Genomic DNA, 17,116 nt, shown 5'->3' with positions numbered 1-17,116 from the left:
CAAACATTACTATTTTATTTTTTCGGTAACTATTTGACATAGTTATCCTAGCTCGATTTTAACATGTTAAAATCAAAAAATGGTCAGATAACCGCATACAACGGATATCATTTAGATAAGGTGTGGTTTATGTTTGTTTGCTGTAACTACTCTTTAGGTTGGTAATAATACAGAGTAGCGTAATTGGATGGGATATAGGTTATTACCATCTCTAACAAATATCACACTTTTATTTCATAAGTGCAACCTATTTTTTTAAGAACTGTACTTTTTTGCTCCTAATTCTTCGATAAAAACTAGGCTGCTAGTTCTAAATTATTAAAAATTAACTTTCTGATTTTTGCTACAGTTCCAAGTGATACAGAATAAAGTTGAACACATTCTCTAACGCTAAAACCTCTTTTCAAACCTCCTACAACTTTAGAATATTTCGCTAAAAACTTTTCTTTATTTTCTTTTGTTCCTTTGGGTCTACCACAATGAGTACCATTAATTTTGGCTTGTTCCATCCCAGAACGAATCCTAGCAATTGAAGTTCTTCTTTCATTTTTAGCGAATAGGGATAACATATGTAACATTATCTCTGTTTGCATATTCATTTCACCATCTTCATTCAATGTTTCAGCATTCAAGTCTTGCAAATAGATACTTATATTTAATTGATGAAGTTTTTCAACAAGTTTTAATGTTTCTAATGTTGAACGTCCAAGTCGTGAAACTTCTGTAACTAATACTTTTTGAAATTTTCCCGCTCGGGCTTCTTCCAATAATTGTTGAATTCCAGCACGCTCTTCATTTTTCTTTGCGCCACTTATTTTTTCAGTAATGATACTTACAACCTCATAATTGAATCTATCAGCTACTTTTTGCATATCTACAACTTGACGTTGATAATCTTGTTTTTGTGTTGATGTTCTTCCAAAAATTGCTACTTGTGTCATAATTACTAAAATTTACGTTTATACTCATTTGCTGTTATAAAAAAAGGTTGGTATCTATTTCAAGGTCATTTTGCTTGGTTTTTACCCTGTATTTAATAGTCCCAGCCGTTATGGGAAATCGTACACCTTTTTTTATAACACGATTCAAGGATACAAGGAAAAACATTCCCGTGCCAGTATTTCTATATTTTTTATTTACGGAACCTCCCGCCCTTATTGGGATTACCTCCTTTTTTGTCCCTAAAATATCTAACCAAGGACTTTTACTGATTTCGCAACTATTTATAGATAAAACAATCTATGAATACAAAAAAAGGAATCAATGTGTTGTCGCTCTTCGATGGCATATCCGTGGCGCAGTTAGCCCTAAAACAACTAAACATCCCAATCAATAATTATTACGCTTCTGAAATTGACAAGAATCCAATCAAAGTAACTCAGCATCATTTCCCAGGGACAATACAACTTGGTGATGTCAGAAATGTTGATACGTCTGAATTACCTCCAATCGATTTGATGGTATTCGGTAGTCCATGCCAGAATTTGACAGTACTAAATTCTAATCGTAGAGGTTTAAACTCCGAAAACTCTGGATTGTTTTATGAAGCGTTGCGTATACTTCAAGAAGTAAAACCTAAATATTTCTTAATGGAAAACGTTGGAAGTATGAGTAAACAGGACCGTAAAATAATATCTGAATTGTTAGGTGTTGAACCAATTCAAATCAATAGTTCATTGGTTGGTCCCGCACTCAGAAATCGTCTGTATTGGACGAACATCTCCAATATAACTATTCCAACGGATAACAAAATAATCTTGCAGAAAAGCATTGAGAATGGCTGGATGGATAAACGCAAAGCCAATGCGATACTGACTAAGAATGTTCCGTATACACGTAATGGACTGATACGTTATCTAACACGTTCCATCGGACAGATTGTGTTCTTGAATAAAGATTTCTGTTACGAATCCAAGGAACGTAAACTTGAACTGATTGAAGATATGACAGACGATGAAGTGAAGCAACTCTTCAGACCGTTCACCACATCAGAATTGGAAAGAATGCAAACTTTACCAGTTGGTTACGTTGGTGAGATACTGAAGAAAACACCGAGTCATCACGCTATCGGAAACAGTTTCACCTTGGAAGTTATCAAGCACATTCTATCACACCCAGATTTTAATACCACAACGAATGAGTAACCAGAACAAGCTACAGGACCTAACCAACAGGATGCAGTTGAAAGATTTGGAGTTGAAGCAATTTCAGTCCGAGGATAAGAAGAAACTGCTTAGAAACGAAATCTTGATACTTCAGAATCAAATGGCGTTGGAACGCATACGGCTGAAGATTCAACGGCTACGAGACAGTCGCCCCTCCTAAATAAGTTGGTGAAAATTTTACCAAAATTTTTACGAAGCAATGCGAACTGTGTTTTTTCGCTTCGCTAATTGGTATAAGTAACAAGGGTCACAGCATGTAAAAACCTTTGCGAATATTAGGGGAGGGAGGCTCTTTTGAGAATCTTTAAAACTGGTTGGTGGTTTGTTTACACGTTGATGTGGAATCGCCCCTATGAGCATTACACGCTGTTTTAGGTTGGAAGTCCTTCAGCGTTTACGTGCTAATGGAATCAGTACGGGTTCAGTTATTTTCCTTGATGTTTTAAATACGCTTCGCTTATTGGAAGTTGCTTAATTCTCAAAGATTCCGCACTCCTCTTTTTTAATATTCGTTTTGGAGTGTGGTGGAATATAAATGGAACCACCTCCATAAATGAAGATGTTATATTACTTATATAGTAAAGGGGTACCAAAAGTTCCCCTATTATAGGGGTAGTTATTACCGCTATTGGAGAATCTGATTATCACCAAGTGAAAAAATATTGAAATTTCTTACTCAAAACCCTTGACTTTTCTCCAATTGGTGAGTATACTTAATCAAAGTTAGGTTGGAGGTCCATGTTACTTCAACGTGGTTATATCACTCCAACCGAGCTTTTATAAATAACAAAAGATATTATACGTTATGATAAATGTCAAAGAAAAACAAAAAGGTAATAAAAAAGGATTTAACTAAATCCAAGTTTACCACCGTACATCACAGTATGCTGTACGACCAGAGATTAAGTGCCAACGCACTTAGAATTTTAATAAGCTTACTAGCAGATGCTGAAAACTTCAACGCTTTCTATAAACTATTTGAGAATCGTTTCAAGATTAGTAACAAAACCGTAAAAGCTGCATTCAAGAATTTAGAAGAATGTGGTTACGTCAAACGTACCAAATTACCCAGAGGATTTCATTATACCATTTCAGAGTTTGGGAATCTAAATCCAACGAAAACTGAAGTTGAAGAAACTCCCGTAATAAAAGAAGTAGATGTTAAGTTGGAAGAAAAGATTCAACAGCAAAAAGATTTACTTCAAGAATATTTAAATAGAAACGTTGCCTATTTAGAACACGATTACATTCAAAATTTCATGTTTGATTTGGTAAGTACTCATACCAATTCTGATGGTTTATTAGATTTTTATACGTTTAGGAATAAAGCTGAAAAAGAATTGAAATCTATTAAAAAGGAATTATTTCAAGGTTTAATGTCACATACCAATAAGCGTAGCCCTTGTATTTCTAAAAAAGCTGATAAGAAATATAAAGAGTGGTTGAAAGAAGAAATCTATGTGAAAAACAATGTTCCAACTGATGTAGAATGTAAGCACAAATGGAAACATATTAAAATCAGAAATCAAGAATTTAAAACTGATTATGAAACGGCTAGATATGATAAAGCTGAACAAGATTATTATGATAATCAATAATGATTTATAATAATTAAAATTTAATTATAAAGTGAAATCCGCACGGATCGTGCGGATTTTAACTTTATTACATTTATTTAAACTATATATTATTTCATAAATAAATTATTTTTCAATTTTCCATTAGCATCAATTTCATCAATAATTATTTTAGAGACTCTTTTAATATCTGAATTCTTTTGATAACCTAAGTACGGACTTGATATGTCTATAAATATTTGTCCAGTCTTATTATACCCTATATAATCTACAGTTCCATTTTTTGGAGGTATAACAATGGTTTGAGTTACTTTCATTGTTGACTTATTGATTATCTGTATGATTGGATTTTGATAGCCCATATAGCCCTTAGACTTGGTATAACCACCAATAACTAAGTAATCTTTAGATTCTGCTACATGATGAATATAATAGAAATCTCTAATCGTTTTTTGTTTGATTAGCTTTAGGTTTTCATCGTATAATTTCAATTCAAATAAATAAGGCGTATTTGCTCCTGTGAACTTTAAATCACTTGCAATATTTACAAATCCACCAGAAAAAGGCATATAGAATACATCTCCACTACTCTCCGTCATATATTTATGTTCTCTAAAGAATTCTCCGTTTGATAGTATAGAGCTTTTAATTACTTTTTGTTTTGATGTTTTCAAATCAATCTGAACTGGTAGTAAATTATTTTTTACTAGTAAGAATACTGTTACAACTTTATTATGTTCAAATATTGCTTTGATTCCCCAATCTGTGTTTATCTTTTGTACACCATTTGAAGTTCGCAACAATCCTTTAAAGATATTTTGACTGTCAAACGAATTACTAATCTTTGATAAATCCACTTCAATTAACTTACCATCATTCGTTTTTGAAATGAATAGATGACGCTTTTTATCAAATTTAGACCTCGTTTTAATTGCAATCAATCCACAACCTAATTTATATCTTTCAATTTCATGTGTATCTATATTTCCATTGCTATTGGATTCAAAATTATTCTTATAAAACTTTTCATTTAGGTAATTCCTATTATTAGCCATGTAGTTTCGAAAAACAGTAATTCCTTTATTGGTGAATTTGGCTGTATATATTTTATCGTAATCTTTTAATGAACTGTTATTTCTAAATACTGTAATGTTTTCTAAACTTTGAGAAGTGTTTAGAGCAATAATGTTTTTTCGTGCTTTGGTTATGATTGAGAATTCATTCTTAGGAACACTTTTACTTCTAGCGTAATATTTAGTTACTGCTCGTAGCGATAGAATACCTCCATCCTCATTGATAACGGTTTTATGTACTCTATTTGAAACTAAATCATATGGAATATGACTTCTTATTCTTCCACTTGTGATAATTTCTTCTGATTTAACAGCATTTTGACTTGATAGTGAATTACTAATCCCAAGTAATCCTACCAATAGTATTATTTTGATTTTCATATAAATGATTATTTTATTTTTTATGGAAGTTTAATCTTTGATGTACCAACTCTTAAATAAGAATTAGGAGTGACACACTTTACTTTGGTTACTTTTGAATTCAAACGATTATCTCGTTCAATCCAAACAGCGAGGTGCTTTACTTTATCATTATCAAATTCATCACGAACTTTTCGATAGTAGATTAGCACCGACCAACTAGAATACATTTGCGAAGACAGTACTTTATTGGGCTTACCTAGCAGCTTTTGTACTGCGTATTTACTTTCTCCAAAGATTCTTGTTTTAATGGTGTTAAAAGGCTTGATATTGGAGTTGTATGATTTTTTCTCATTGGTATCACCACTTAAATCTAGCGGAATGTTTGGAGCTGATAAATTCTTTTTAGCATAGTATGTATCGTGGATATAATAGCTTATCCCTAATACGAGTATTAGCAGTACTACAATCTTTTTTGTTTTCATATTTGAGTATTATTTTCTTCAAATATAAATTATTTTTTCTTTTTGCGGTCGTTCGTCCGCATTAATATTTATAACAATACATTCTTTTGTCTTATGGATATCAATAAGAAAGTGTGTAATTTTATAGCAAAAGAGTGGGTTTCAGAAAGTAAGTCTAATAGGAATTTTGCTTTAGACCATAATATTGATGAGAAGACCGTAAGAAAATTACTTCAATCTGATGGGTATAGAATTCCTTTGAAAACTTTAAGTAAAATATGTGAAGCTAGGGAAGTTAGTTTGGAAGATTTTTTTAAACAGATAAAACTATAATATATTTTCAATCTCATCTCTTATGATGAATCTAAATCTTTGTATCATAAAAAGAATCGATATTAAATATCTTATAATCATAAAAAAAATAATGGCAGTAAGAGATATTTCTACATACTTCGATAACGCATCTTTCAATATATGATTAATTAACAATAATGACAATATATATATACCTAAAGAAATTATATATAGTGTGATATTAGCAATTTGTTTCATATTATTCTTATATCTTTCAAATGCTTTATTGTCAATATTAGGGTTATCCTTTTCGATTCTTATCCTAGAACTTATATTCAATAACAAAGAAAAAAAAAGTCCCGTAAAAATAGCAACGCCTGTTGCAGTAACTTTATCAAAAGAAGAAATTTTAACATCATAAACAAATATTAAAATAGAAAAAAGAAGAGGTAAAGCATAAAAAAGAAAATAGAAAACTAAAGTATTAAAACAATCAGAAATGGTATCACCATCACTATCAGTTTTAATACTTTTAATAGCTTTTGAATTAATTTCTTGGTAACTTTTAAAATCTAACATCTTTAAGATTTTTTAGCTTCTTTTATTATTTGTGTCATTTCTGCATCTACAAATCCTTGCATCTTTTTAAAATTTGGAGAGTTATCTGCATTGATACATTCATTAGGTACCTTTATATTAGGAATAATATTAATTGTTTCTTCTGTATCATCAATCTCTACAGTTTTTTTCTCTTTATAACTCTCAAAGCTTCGACCATATGTTACTTTTATTACACTTCCTTTATCGTCAAAGGAAACCCCATGCCTTAGTAAAAGGGTCTTGATATCATTCTTATCCACTTTTTGTGAACTATTTTTAATACTACTAAATTTTATTGTAGCTGTTTTAGCTGAAATTGAAGCAGTGTCAAAAACACTTTTCTTACTAACAATTGTTATATCTAAAACATTAGAATTTTTCAAAAATTCTTTTTGCCTTCTTTTAGTTGTAGTTGCTTGTAATTTTCTACCTAAGATTCCAAAATCATGTGGATTTAACACCTTTTTAAGTAGCTCATCATAAAGAGGTTTTATACTTAATGAACCATGTTTTTGTATAAAAATAAAAGCGGAATTAGAATTTGAAGGAAACCAGATTCTAGCGAAAAAAACTAAACCTACAATATCTTTATCTGATACTATTTTTTTTTCTTTTTCTTCATTTATTATATATTGTTTCACGCCTGTTAATCCTCCATTAATCAACAAATCTAAAGTCCTTTCAGAGTTATTAAAATCAAATTTCTCTAAAATTCCACCATGTGTATTCTTACTGTTTTTAAATGACTTTTCAGTATCCAATTGTTTAATAATATCTTGAACAAATCCTTCTTCAAATTTCTTTTCAACATCATTATAAGCATTACTTAAAAAATCATTAGTACTAATTAAATCTGAATTCTTTCCAAATTTCTTTTTTATACCTAAAGAGTACATTCCTAAAAACAAATTATGACTAGCCATTAAAATTTCGGGGGTTTAAATTATTATCATTTAAATATACAAAAAAAGATGAACCTAAGTCCATCTTCTTGCATATTCTAATTATTTAATTTACTACTAAGAATTATCTTCTACAGTAGCATTTGGAGCATTGTTTGTGACAGAAGCTATACCTACCTTATTCCAGTAGAAAAATCTCACATATACTAGAAAATGCAATAAGTATTAATTAGAGCCAGCAATATTTAATCTATATTGTAAAAAAGGTCCTATTAAACTTTGGCTATTATCCAATTGTTTTTGATTTGTAATAGGTATACCAATTCTAAATTGATTTTTGGGTGATATTTTTAACTCTATATATGGAGTTATAATACTTTTCTTACTTATTCCATTTTCACATTTAGCTATACTTTCATTACATTTTAAATATTCAAATGACAATCCTGCGTGAATACTAGAAATAAATAACCCTTCTATATATTCTTTTGTTTTTTTATATTCCTTATTAAGGATAAATATTCTCTGTCCAACAGCAGCGCTAAAACCGTAATAATCATTAAACTTTTCTCCAGATTTAGGACTTGACCTTTTTTGAAGATAATAACCAGTAAAACTCCAGCCTAATTTTTCACTCTCAATTCGAGTTATTCCTAAAGACAAGTTTTTTTGTTTAATATTTTCTGCATTATCTATTAAACCATCATTATCTAAATCAATTTTATCTCCTCCAAGTATTTCAAAAAAAGAAATATTTCCTCCAAATGTAATCTTAGTACTATTTTCCATAAGTTTTTTATAATAATCTATGGATAAATAATCTAGAAAAGCTTTTGTACTTTTATCATAAGATTGTTTTAAGTTCTTATAATAAGTGTATTTTTGACTATCGTTTATTGGGTCAAAAAATAAATCCTCTAAGAAAAAACCATCTTTGTTCTCTTCTAATTTATTTAACACTTTTTCTATAAGATTTACTAATAATGTATCCTTATATTTAATTAAATCTTCAGTTAGTTTCTTTTTAAGTTTTTTATCTAAAATTCTTTTCTTATTTAGATAACTCTCATTAAAATTTGGGTTAATTTTCTCTAAAATTTTAATACCTCTTTTACTTTCAGCAATTGAATTATCAAATGTAAAACCAATACCAAAAGTTGTAATTCCTCCTTTTTGAGCCAAATTTAATTTAGTATTAAATAAAAAATTATAGTTTTCATAATTTGGGCTTCTAAGTTTCATTGGAACAACAACTATTTTCTGTAAATCATTATTTTTAGAGAATTGAATGTTTGTAGATATTGCTTCAAAAGAGTTTAAACTAATATCATTGAATAAATCTGTATCAGCATTTAACCCTGTATAAGAATTATATAAGTGAGCCCTTTTTAATTTATGTTGAGCATTAATTGTTTGAATGAACATAAATAATATTATACCAATTTTTAAACTTTTGAATTCCATATCTCTCCTTTAGTTAATTTTTTAGTAGCACTAGTTGCTGGATTCTTTTTCACAATTTTTCTATTTGTCTTATCAATTAAAAATGCTTTCATTTTAGGAACAGTTGTAATTGCGTAAACTCTAAAATAAACCCTTATTATATTCCCTTCTATTAAGCCTAAAGGAATATTTATAGTCCCGTCATTATCGGAATAAGGTTGATTTAGTAAATTAATTTTTTTCCTCCCTACTTGAAGACTTGCATTAAGAAGGGCAATAGCTTTTCCTTGCGTCCATTTAAGTGTAAACTGATATTCGTTTGCCATTAAGTGGTTTTGAAGTTCATTTTCAAAACCATCAATCTCTATATCAATAGAGAAAAAATCTTTAGTAATCATATAAGGTGTTTTTTGGTTACAAAATCTAAAAATAATTAAAGAACCATTTTATTTAAGTACCTATACATAGGTTTTTTACCCTATATTTTCATAGTGGTTTTCTCTATTTTTAATTGAAAAACAATAATTAGTGAATATTATATCTGGCTAAAAAAGAGAATTTTTGTAATTAACAATAGTTAAAAATTCTTATTTAATGTATTGGCAAAATCTTTTGCTAATATTATAGATTTTGTAATTGCTTAAATAAATAGAACTTTCCTTTTAATATTTACAAATGCATAGACCGTATATCACTTAAAATAGTTTTATATAGATGTATTTTACATGAATATAAATCCATTGAATTAAACTATGAATTTAGAAATTACTAAAAAGCAGCATTATGTATGGAGAGAGTATTTAAGAAAATGGGGAGAAAATGAAAAAAGAAGAATCAATTTAGACACCATATGCACTACAATATAAATAAAGGAGATTTTTAGTTTTTCATTCAAGACTTGGCATCTAAACCACTATTATTTGATAATATGATTGGTAGTATTGGACATGAAATAAATGAATTTATGAGTTTAACAAGTTTCGGAAAAAAATTATATAGCACATAACTAGATGATTTAATCTAAATTTTATTTATTAAATTAGGAGTTCAAAAAACAATGCTAATCTTACCTCTAAGGGTAAGCTAAAAAAAATGAATGAAATCAAAATATGATTTAGACCCTAAAGAGCTATTTAAAATTTTAACCAAGAAAAAGATTAAGTTTCTTTATCACGCAAATACAATATCGACTTCTAAAACATTTTTAAACAATAAAAGTCTTTTTTCAAGAAAATATATAGAGGATAATAAACTATTTCAGACCAAACAATATTCAGATGAAAAGGATAAGAAAATTGGTGTTTGGGATGGTATTTTTCTGGATGCCATAGATATTCATGAAGAATTTAATAGAGCTAACTTATATGGGCCTTTCTTATTCTCATTAGATTTAAAACTTCTAGAATCTGAGCATGTAAAGACTGTGAAAATCACAAAAAAGAACCCCGTTCATTGGGCTTTAACAGAGAGCAATGATAACTGGTATTATTCTGATTTAAAAGAATTCAATGAGAACTATAAGATTGGTAATAAGAGAAAAGATGTTGGAAGTATGTTTATTTTTGAAGATATAGATGGAGTAATACCACTAGCTCCATATTTAAAAAGAATAACTTTAGATAACCCAAATCTATATGTAAGTTATAATAATAAAGATAAATTACTTTCCAATATTGTAAAAGAAGAGATTGATGAATTATTAAACAAAAATGGATTTGAAGGGGTTGAAAAAGTGTTAAGACATAAGTTTTCTAATATCACTTGCTCTTGTTGGAGAGAGTATAAAAGATTAAGAAGAACTGAGTTAAAAAAACTTTTTCACGTAAATCCTTAATAAAATAAGATTGAAAATTATTTTTCAAATATTCGAACTAAGTAAGGAAAACCATAAACTGAATTAAAAAAAGGAATATAATTTAGATAATTAAATTAATTTATGACAATAGAAAGAATATATAGTAATGGAAAACTTAGTGTTCGCTCATATCATGCTTGTAAGTACAATAAAATTGAAACTATTTTAGATTTAAAAGAATACTATTCTATATATAAAACTTTTGTCAAATTAAAAAACTGTGGAGAAAAATCTAATCTTGAATTAATTGAACTATGCAAAGCTTATTCGGAAAATTTAATTGGTGACAAGGTTATTACTGATGAAAATAATCTAATAAATAAAATTCAAAAACTAAATCGACCTCAAAGACAAGTAATTAATCAATTCATTAAAATCACAACTTCAAACTTAAAAGTAAGAGGGCGAAATGCAATAACTTCATACATTGGAAAGTCGCTTAGATTAAATGATTTTCTAATTAAAATTTTTGGTGAAGAGAATTTTCAAGTTTCTAAAATCAAAAATATTGGTGAAAGAAATATTCTTGAGATAGAAATATATATCGATAAAATTAAAGCATATATAAATGAGGTTTCTCACATTATTGATGAAAAAAAATTAATTAGTCTTAACAATAAATTTTTAATACAAGATACCTTTTCAATAAAAGAAATATCAGATGAGGTTACTCAAAGTCAATCAATTATTAAGCTGTGTGATTTTTTAATTTTGAAGAATGCTTTCTTTAAAACAGATTACACAACTATTTTTAAAAACACTATAGATGTTTATATTTCAGATTGTAAAACTCTTGATGAAACAGCTGAAATAACAAACCTAACAAGAGAAAGAGTTAGGCAAATTCGTCAAAGATGTTTTGAAGAAGTAAAAGATAAAGTTTTGTTGTTAGAAAACTTCGAAGATGATTTTTATCAAAATTACGATATTGATATTACAGAAAATTTTATCATACTAACTGATGAAAAGGTTAATGAAATCAATTTTTTATATGATACTAAGTTTTCGAAAAATTTTATAAACTATATATTTTCAATCTATCTCTCGAAACATTATTCTATAATTGGAAATCTTGAAGATGTTTTAATTCCAAGACAACTTAATCCCAAGAATAGACATAAATGGAAAAACATATATCTAGCTAAAAAACAAATTCAAGAAGAATTAGATTTTAATAAACTTTTTGAAGATATCAGTCTAAGACAAAGAGAGAGAAAAAACGCAACATACAAGTTCAATTTTAAAAGTTATTTATCTCAATTTTTATTAACTGAAAAATACACCCTTTTAGAAGAAATAAAAGACGATTGTGAACGAATAATTAATGAAGAATTCGATTTATTTCTTGATTTAGACGATAACATTGTTTTTAAAAGGAACACCTTAAAAACTGCGGCTGAATATGCTTATGATGCTCTGATTGAGTTAGGTGAACCATCAAAAGTTGAAGATATCTATAATAAAATAACACAGTTATTTCCTGGTTTCAAGACAGATTCAAAGAAGGTTAGAGCTTCAATGAAAAGAAAAGCTGGTTTCGTGCCGATTGGAAGAAAAAGTGTCTATGGATTAAAAAAATGGGAAAACGAGCTTGTTAATTTTAAAGGAGGTACAATAAGAAGTATAGTAAAAGAATACCTAGACAATTTATCTACTCCTATACATATATCTAAAATAACACAATATGTTCTTCAATACAGGCCTAAAACTAACGAGTATAGTATTATTCAAAATTTAAAACTCGATGAATCTAAAATGTTTAAATTTTTCGAGAATGGGGTTATTGGTATTTCTGGGAAGAAGTATGAATCTACTTTTATTACCTTAAATAGTAAGCCTAAGCCTGAAAAAAGAACTTGGGAAGAAAGCTATGAAGTGTTGTCTGATTTTATATTAGAAAATGACAGGTTACCTTTTTCTAGTAATTGCCCAGAAAGTGAAAAGATTTTATCTAGATGGCTAACTGTTCAAAAAGGTAAAATAAAGAAAGGAGAACTTAATAATACTAAGGTTAAACTAATAAATGAAAAACTAGAAAAATTTCCAAATAGAGTTATTCGAAATCACTCAAAAAACTCTCATGATATACAAGATTTACTGAAATTTATAGAGATAAACAAACGATTACCTAAGCCTACTATTCAAGAAGAACAAAGATTATATCATTTTTTCTATAGAAAAAGAAAACTACTCGAAAAAAACAAATTGCCTAACAAAGAATTTGACATCATCAATAAAATACTTAACGAGCATTCATTAAAATTGAGATGTAAAAATAGTTTATCCAATAGATATGAAAAATTATTGGTTTTCGTGAAAGAAAATAAGAGACTGCCTTCAGCAACTTATACAAACGAACAAAACTTATATCACTTTTTTTATAAACAACGAAAACTCTATGAAAATGATGAATTAAATGATGAATTAACAAAGCTTTTTCTATCTATTGCCAAGGAAATACAAAACATAAAATATGAAAATACAAGAAATTAAAAACAAACAACTTAATAGGTTAAAAGAAATTTGTGAAGAGAGTGATGTAAGCTACTCTTCAATAAGCACTTTATTAGAATCTGTCAAAACAAAAAAATTATATAAACGAAATAATTATCATTTACAAACAATGAATGATGAAATAGAAAAAGCTATAAAATGAAATTTAAGGAAATAAGCATAAATAATTTTAGACAATATCATGGAAATGTAATAATTGACCTAGAAACAAATGCAGATAAAAACATTGTTTTAATCGGAGGAAGAAATGGTTATGGAAAAACAAATTTATTATTATCCATAGTATGGTGTTTATTTGGAGACAAGATTTCTCAAGTTGACGATAATTTCAAACGAGAAATTCAAAAAGAAAAAAACTATTCCCTCTTTATGAAGCAATCTATAAACTGGTCAGCTCATAAAGAAAATGAAAATACTTTTTCAACTAGTTTGGTAATCTCAGAAATTGAATTACCAGAAATTAAATCAATATCTACTAAAATAGACTCAATTATAATTAAGCGTGAGTTTAATGTCTTGTCTATGGAGGAGAAGCTTTCAATCATTGACAAACAAACAACCAAGGAGTTATTTGATGATGAAATTGATAAGGTTAATTTCATTAATGATTATATAATACCATTGGATGCAGCAAAATTTGTGTTTTTTGATGCGGAAAAAATAGCTGAAATAGCCAATTTATCAATAAAAGAAGAAGGTAGTTTCTTAAATGATGCTCTTGGGAAAATTTTAGGTCTAGATATTTATGAAAGTTTAATTGAAGACTTAAATGATTTTGCCAATAATTTAAAAAAAGAAGGTGCTTCTAAAAATATACAAGAGCAATTAATTGATAGAGAAAAAGCAATAAAAATTGCTAAAAATGAAATTGAACAGTTTGAAGAAGAAAATGCAGAAAAGCAAAAAGAAATTGATGACTTAAAAAAGGAAATTAGAATTTTTCAAAATTTAATATCTGAACATAGTAAACAAGGGAATTCAACTTTTGACCGTCAAGGAATAATCGAAAATATAAGTAGCCTTAAAGAGAAAGAGAAAGAATTGGAAGAACGTTTTGGTGAATTAAGTGAGATTATCCCACTAGCAATGCTTACTGGAAAATTAGAAGAAATACACGAACATATAGAGATTCAAGATAAAAATGAAATATCTATTAAGTCATTAAACGAGAATTCAAAAAAAATAGAAAATTTTATTGAAAGGCTATTTAATCAACCACCCGAGCCTACTAATTCTTCGATGACTCTTAAAGATAAAATGTTTTATTATGAAAAAGCACAGAGTTTAGGTTCTGAATTGTTTGCAAAAAAGAACGAGGTTAAAGATTTAAGTTTTGAACATGACTTAAACAATTCTGAAAAGAAACTAATTGAAGATACTATTAACTTAGTTAATATTCAATCGAAAGACTTATTTGAAACTACAATTGAAGAATATAATTCTGTAAAAATAGAATTGAACGGATTAAATAATACATTAAATAAAATTGATGCTGATTTAGAAGATGAATTAATTTTAGAATATTCATCAAAAAAAGAAAACTCTGAAAGGAGAATTGCTGATTTTCATGAAACTATCGGAGGTAATAAAGGAACTATAATTAAGCTTCAAAAAGATATATCTCGATTAAATCAACAATACCAAGCATTACTTAAGAAGGTTGAAATTAATCAACAAAACAGATTGAAAATTAATAAGAGTAATGAATATCTCCATGTTTTAAAAGCCTTTGTTCATGAGCAGAAAGAATTTAAAAAAGAAAGCTTATCGAAAAACATTTTAGCAGAAATGCAAAAATTAATGCACAAATTAAATACGAGTGATAATAATTTTATAACTGATGTTAAAGTTACAATATTAGCAGAAGGTAACGGTATGAAAATTACTCTTTATAATTCTCAAGATACAGAAGTTAAAAAAGAGATTCTATCGCAAGGTGAAAAACAATTATATATTTCAAGTTTAATTAAAGCTATTTTAAAAGAATCAGTACAGAGTTTACCTATTTTTATTGATACTCCTTTAGGAAGACTTGATGATGAACATATAAAAAACATATTGCTTTATTTCTATCCAGATTTATCTGAACAGGTAGTTATCCTATCAACTAATAATGAGATAACTCCTAAAAGGTATAAAGATATTTCTACTAATGTTTCTAAAGCATACTTATTAGTAAATGATGGTGAGAATACAAATTTAAAAAAAGGTTATTTCCAAGGTTATGAGAATTAAAATTAGCAAAGAAAGTGATGATATTTTATACAAAATTAAAACATTGTATAATTTTAAAAATGATGGTATAGCTCCAAGAATAGCTTTTTCTTATAGCATTATGACTGGAAAGGAATTCGATGTCAATAATGATTTAATACCTAGTTCTGACGGTAAGGAATTCAGAGATGATAGAGCTCTTTTTGGTACAATTGTAAATGATAGTTCAAACTTTATTATTTATAAAGCATCATTAGACCAACATTATAATAAAAATATTTTTGATGATGAGTTTTCGAAATTATTTAAACTTCATTTAAATCATGGTTTAAACTTAATCAGTGATAAGATTGATAAGTGTAATATTTCTAATGGTGAACATATAAGTTTCATTATTAGTTTAATTAAAAAAGGACTTTCATTCCGTAAAAACATCGTTAAAGTTGGCTTAAATACTACGAAAAAAACTGATGTAAAGGAATTTAAGAATCCTCTTTCATTTTGCATTGGAAATTATGAAGACGGAACTGATGTTGAAATTAAGATTAATGATTTAAGAGAGTTCGATAATAGAAATATTGCCATTGCGGGTATGGCTGGCTCGGGTAAAACTCAGCTGATAAAAGATATTCTATTTCAAATATCAAAAAAAACTGAAAATTCTCTTAAGTTTATTTTCTTTGACTATAAAGGAGAAGGAAATCCAGAACAATTAAAACCTTTTTTAAAGAATACTAATTGTGAATTTATTGATATTGTAAATGATGGTGGAATTGATTTTAATCCATTCTCATCTATAAACTTAGAGGAAAGACAAAGACCATTTAGTATTAGTGCTTTTGTGGATACCATTGCTACATTTGTACCAAGCGTAGGTGTATCACAAAAAAATATTCTTAAAAATATTATAACTGACCTTTTTGATGAAAAAGGAAATTCATATCCAACAATAAATGAATTATTTGAAAGGTTAGATGAATATTATGAAGAAACAAAAAGAAAACCAGATACTCTTTATGCTGGAATTCAAGATTTAACATCAAATATCTTCAATTGTAATGATATAGAATCGAATATTCTAGATAAAAGCATATACTTAAATCTACCACCAGCACTATCTGATACTTTAAGGCAATTAGTTGTGTTTTTATTACTTAGATATTTTAATACCTTTTTTAGTTCTACTAATGACTGTAAGCCTAACGATTATATTTTCCCTTTAAGATATGTAATGGTAATTGATGAAGCTCACATATACTTAAAAAATAAAAATGCGAGAAAAGCATTAGAAGAACTATTAAGATTACTAAGGTCTAAGGGAGTGATTATAGTAATGCTTTCACAAGGTGTTGAAGATTATAAGACTAAAGATTTTGATTTTGCTTCTCAAGTTAAATTACCAATCTGTTTAAACGTTCAGAATAAAGACTATAAGATGATTACTTCATTTTTAGGTACACCAAGTAGTAAATATAAACTTGAAACTGAAATTAACAAATTAGAATCTGGAAAAGGGCTATTAAATATAAATGACCCTAAAACTATTGAATTGAGGCAATTTTGGAAAACAATTGAAAAAGAAAGGCTATAAAAGATAGCATAAGAAAAATTAATAACTTTTTAAGGAAGTATTTTTATTTGTAAATCATGAGTGA

General features: G+C 27.8%; 15 protein-coding genes. 8 read left to right on the top strand and 7 right to left on the bottom strand.

Features of this window, described 5'->3' with window-relative positions; genetic code table 11:
* Nucleotides 1–296: 296 nt before the first annotated feature.
* Complete coding sequence (locus Q0958_RS11915; RefSeq protein WP_299123354.1) at nucleotides 297–941, bottom strand: recombinase family protein; 645 nt, start codon at nucleotides 939–941, stop codon at nucleotides 297–299.
* Nucleotides 942–1,241: 300 nt separating this feature from the next.
* Between Q0958_RS11915 and Q0958_RS11910 the strand changes: the two genes are divergently transcribed.
* Both Q0958_RS11910 and Q0958_RS11905 read left to right on the top strand, forming a co-directional pair.
* The gene (locus Q0958_RS11910) at nucleotides 1,242–2,144 is read left to right on the top strand and encodes a DNA cytosine methyltransferase (RefSeq protein ID WP_299123352.1); all 903 of its coding nucleotides are present in this window, start codon (nucleotides 1,242–1,244) and stop codon (nucleotides 2,142–2,144) included.
* 833 nt (nucleotides 2,145–2,977) lie between these two features.
* The gene (locus Q0958_RS11905; RefSeq protein WP_299123350.1) at nucleotides 2,978–3,763 is read left to right on the top strand and encodes a hypothetical protein; all 786 of its coding nucleotides are present in this window, start codon (nucleotides 2,978–2,980) and stop codon (nucleotides 3,761–3,763) included.
* A gap of 89 nt (nucleotides 3,764–3,852) precedes the next feature.
* Here the strand turns inward: Q0958_RS11905 and Q0958_RS11900 are convergent, their stop codons facing one another.
* Nucleotides 3,853–5,196, bottom strand: a complete 1,344-nt coding sequence (locus Q0958_RS11900; protein ID WP_299123348.1) for a hypothetical protein — start codon at nucleotides 5,194–5,196, stop codon at nucleotides 3,853–3,855.
* A gap of 20 nt (nucleotides 5,197–5,216) precedes the next feature.
* Nucleotides 5,217–5,660 carry a hypothetical protein gene (locus Q0958_RS11895; RefSeq protein WP_299123346.1) on the bottom strand — a complete coding sequence of 148 codons (444 nt, stop codon included), beginning with the start codon at nucleotides 5,658–5,660 and terminating at the stop codon, nucleotides 5,217–5,219.
* 93 nt (nucleotides 5,661–5,753) lie between these two features.
* Here Q0958_RS11895 and Q0958_RS11890 point away from each other — a divergent pair, with 93 nt between their 5' ends.
* Nucleotides 5,754–5,972, top strand: a complete 219-nt coding sequence (locus Q0958_RS11890) for a helix-turn-helix domain-containing protein (RefSeq protein WP_299123345.1) — start codon at nucleotides 5,754–5,756, stop codon at nucleotides 5,970–5,972.
* On the opposite strand, the gene Q0958_RS11885 is transcribed toward Q0958_RS11890, so the two are convergent.
* The 4 genes from Q0958_RS11885 to Q0958_RS11870 all read right to left on the bottom strand — a co-directional run bounded on the left by Q0958_RS11885 (nucleotide 5,967) and on the right by Q0958_RS11870 (nucleotide 9,276).
* The gene (locus tag Q0958_RS11885; protein WP_299123343.1) at nucleotides 5,967–6,512 is read right to left on the bottom strand and encodes a hypothetical protein; all 546 of its coding nucleotides are present in this window, start codon (nucleotides 6,510–6,512) and stop codon (nucleotides 5,967–5,969) included. The two genes, Q0958_RS11890 and Q0958_RS11885, sit on opposite strands and share 6 nt — an antisense overlap.
* Before the next feature lie 2 nt (nucleotides 6,513–6,514).
* On the bottom strand, nucleotides 6,515–7,456 hold the full coding sequence (locus tag Q0958_RS11880) for a hypothetical protein (RefSeq protein ID WP_299123341.1): 942 nt from the start codon (nucleotides 7,454–7,456) through the stop codon (nucleotides 6,515–6,517).
* Nucleotides 7,457–7,660: 204 nt separating this feature from the next.
* A complete protein-coding gene (locus Q0958_RS11875; protein WP_299123339.1) occupies nucleotides 7,661–8,899 on the bottom strand; it encodes a hypothetical protein in 1,239 nt (412 codons plus the stop codon).
* Nucleotides 8,881–9,276 carry a hypothetical protein gene (locus Q0958_RS11870; protein WP_299123337.1) on the bottom strand — a complete coding sequence of 132 codons (396 nt, stop codon included), beginning with the start codon at nucleotides 9,274–9,276 and terminating at the stop codon, nucleotides 8,881–8,883. Before Q0958_RS11870 ends, Q0958_RS11875 begins: the two co-directional genes overlap by 19 nt.
* A gap of 698 nt (nucleotides 9,277–9,974) precedes the next feature.
* Here Q0958_RS11870 and Q0958_RS11865 point away from each other — a divergent pair.
* From Q0958_RS11865 to Q0958_RS11845, 5 genes are all read left to right on the top strand, one after another.
* Entirely contained in the window at nucleotides 9,975–10,712 is a 738-nt protein-coding gene (locus Q0958_RS11865; protein ID WP_299123336.1) for a hypothetical protein, read from the top strand.
* A gap of 102 nt (nucleotides 10,713–10,814) precedes the next feature.
* Nucleotides 10,815–13,226, top strand: a complete 2,412-nt coding sequence (locus Q0958_RS11860; protein WP_299123335.1) for a hypothetical protein — start codon at nucleotides 10,815–10,817, stop codon at nucleotides 13,224–13,226.
* Entirely contained in the window at nucleotides 13,207–13,389 is a 183-nt protein-coding gene (locus Q0958_RS11855) for a DNA modification system-associated small protein (protein WP_299123332.1), read from the top strand. The genes Q0958_RS11860 and Q0958_RS11855 overlap by 20 nt, the downstream gene beginning before the upstream one ends.
* A complete protein-coding gene (gene dndD / locus Q0958_RS11850) occupies nucleotides 13,386–15,482 on the top strand; it encodes a DNA sulfur modification protein DndD (RefSeq protein WP_299123329.1) in 2,097 nt (698 codons plus the stop codon). Before Q0958_RS11855 ends, dndD begins: the two co-directional genes overlap by 4 nt.
* Nucleotides 15,472–17,052 (top strand): DndE family protein, encoded by a 1,581-nt coding sequence (locus Q0958_RS11845; RefSeq protein WP_299123327.1) that lies wholly within the window; start codon nucleotides 15,472–15,474, stop codon nucleotides 17,050–17,052. Before dndD ends, Q0958_RS11845 begins: the two co-directional genes overlap by 11 nt.
* The last annotated feature ends 64 nt before the right edge of the window (nucleotides 17,053–17,116 follow it).

The sequence above is a fragment of the uncultured Tenacibaculum sp. genome (assembly GCF_947499065.1).
In the GTDB taxonomy this organism is placed as follows: Bacteria; Bacteroidota; Bacteroidia; order Flavobacteriales; family Flavobacteriaceae; genus Polaribacter.
Note: the sequence above shows the minus strand (reverse complement) of the source record. Positions and strands in the feature narration are given on the sequence as shown.

Excerpts from the sequence above, each read along its gene's own strand:
- Q0958_RS11900 (WP_299123348.1), bottom strand. The coding sequence starts at position 5,196 with ATGAAAATCAAAATAATACTATTGGTAGGATTACTTGGGATTAGTAAT.
- Q0958_RS11915 (WP_299123354.1), bottom strand. The coding sequence starts at position 941 with ATGACACAAGTAGCAATTTTTGGAAGAACATCAACACAAAAACAAGAT.
- Q0958_RS11860 (WP_299123335.1), top strand. The coding sequence starts at position 10,815 with ATGACAATAGAAAGAATATATAGTAATGGAAAACTTAGTGTTCGCTCA.
- Q0958_RS11865 (WP_299123336.1), top strand. The coding sequence starts at position 9,975 with ATGAAATCAAAATATGATTTAGACCCTAAAGAGCTATTTAAAATTTTA.
- dndD (WP_299123329.1), top strand. The coding sequence starts at position 13,386 with ATGAAATTTAAGGAAATAAGCATAAATAATTTTAGACAATATCATGGA.
- Q0958_RS11905 (WP_299123350.1), top strand. The coding sequence starts at position 2,978 with ATGTCAAAGAAAAACAAAAAGGTAATAAAAAAGGATTTAACTAAATCC.
- Q0958_RS11885 (WP_299123343.1), bottom strand. The coding sequence starts at position 6,512 with ATGTTAGATTTTAAAAGTTACCAAGAAATTAATTCAAAAGCTATTAAA.
- Q0958_RS11890 (WP_299123345.1), top strand. The coding sequence starts at position 5,754 with ATGGATATCAATAAGAAAGTGTGTAATTTTATAGCAAAAGAGTGGGTT.
- Q0958_RS11855 (WP_299123332.1), top strand. The coding sequence starts at position 13,207 with ATGAAAATACAAGAAATTAAAAACAAACAACTTAATAGGTTAAAAGAA.
- Q0958_RS11910 (WP_299123352.1), top strand. The coding sequence starts at position 1,242 with ATGAATACAAAAAAAGGAATCAATGTGTTGTCGCTCTTCGATGGCATA.
- Q0958_RS11895 (WP_299123346.1), bottom strand. The coding sequence starts at position 5,660 with ATGAAAACAAAAAAGATTGTAGTACTGCTAATACTCGTATTAGGGATA.
- Q0958_RS11880 (WP_299123341.1), bottom strand. The coding sequence starts at position 7,456 with ATGGCTAGTCATAATTTGTTTTTAGGAATGTACTCTTTAGGTATAAAA.
- Q0958_RS11870 (WP_299123337.1), bottom strand. The coding sequence starts at position 9,276 with ATGATTACTAAAGATTTTTTCTCTATTGATATAGAGATTGATGGTTTT.
- Q0958_RS11845 (WP_299123327.1), top strand. The coding sequence starts at position 15,472 with ATGAGAATTAAAATTAGCAAAGAAAGTGATGATATTTTATACAAAATT.
- Q0958_RS11875 (WP_299123339.1), bottom strand. The coding sequence starts at position 8,899 with ATGGAATTCAAAAGTTTAAAAATTGGTATAATATTATTTATGTTCATT.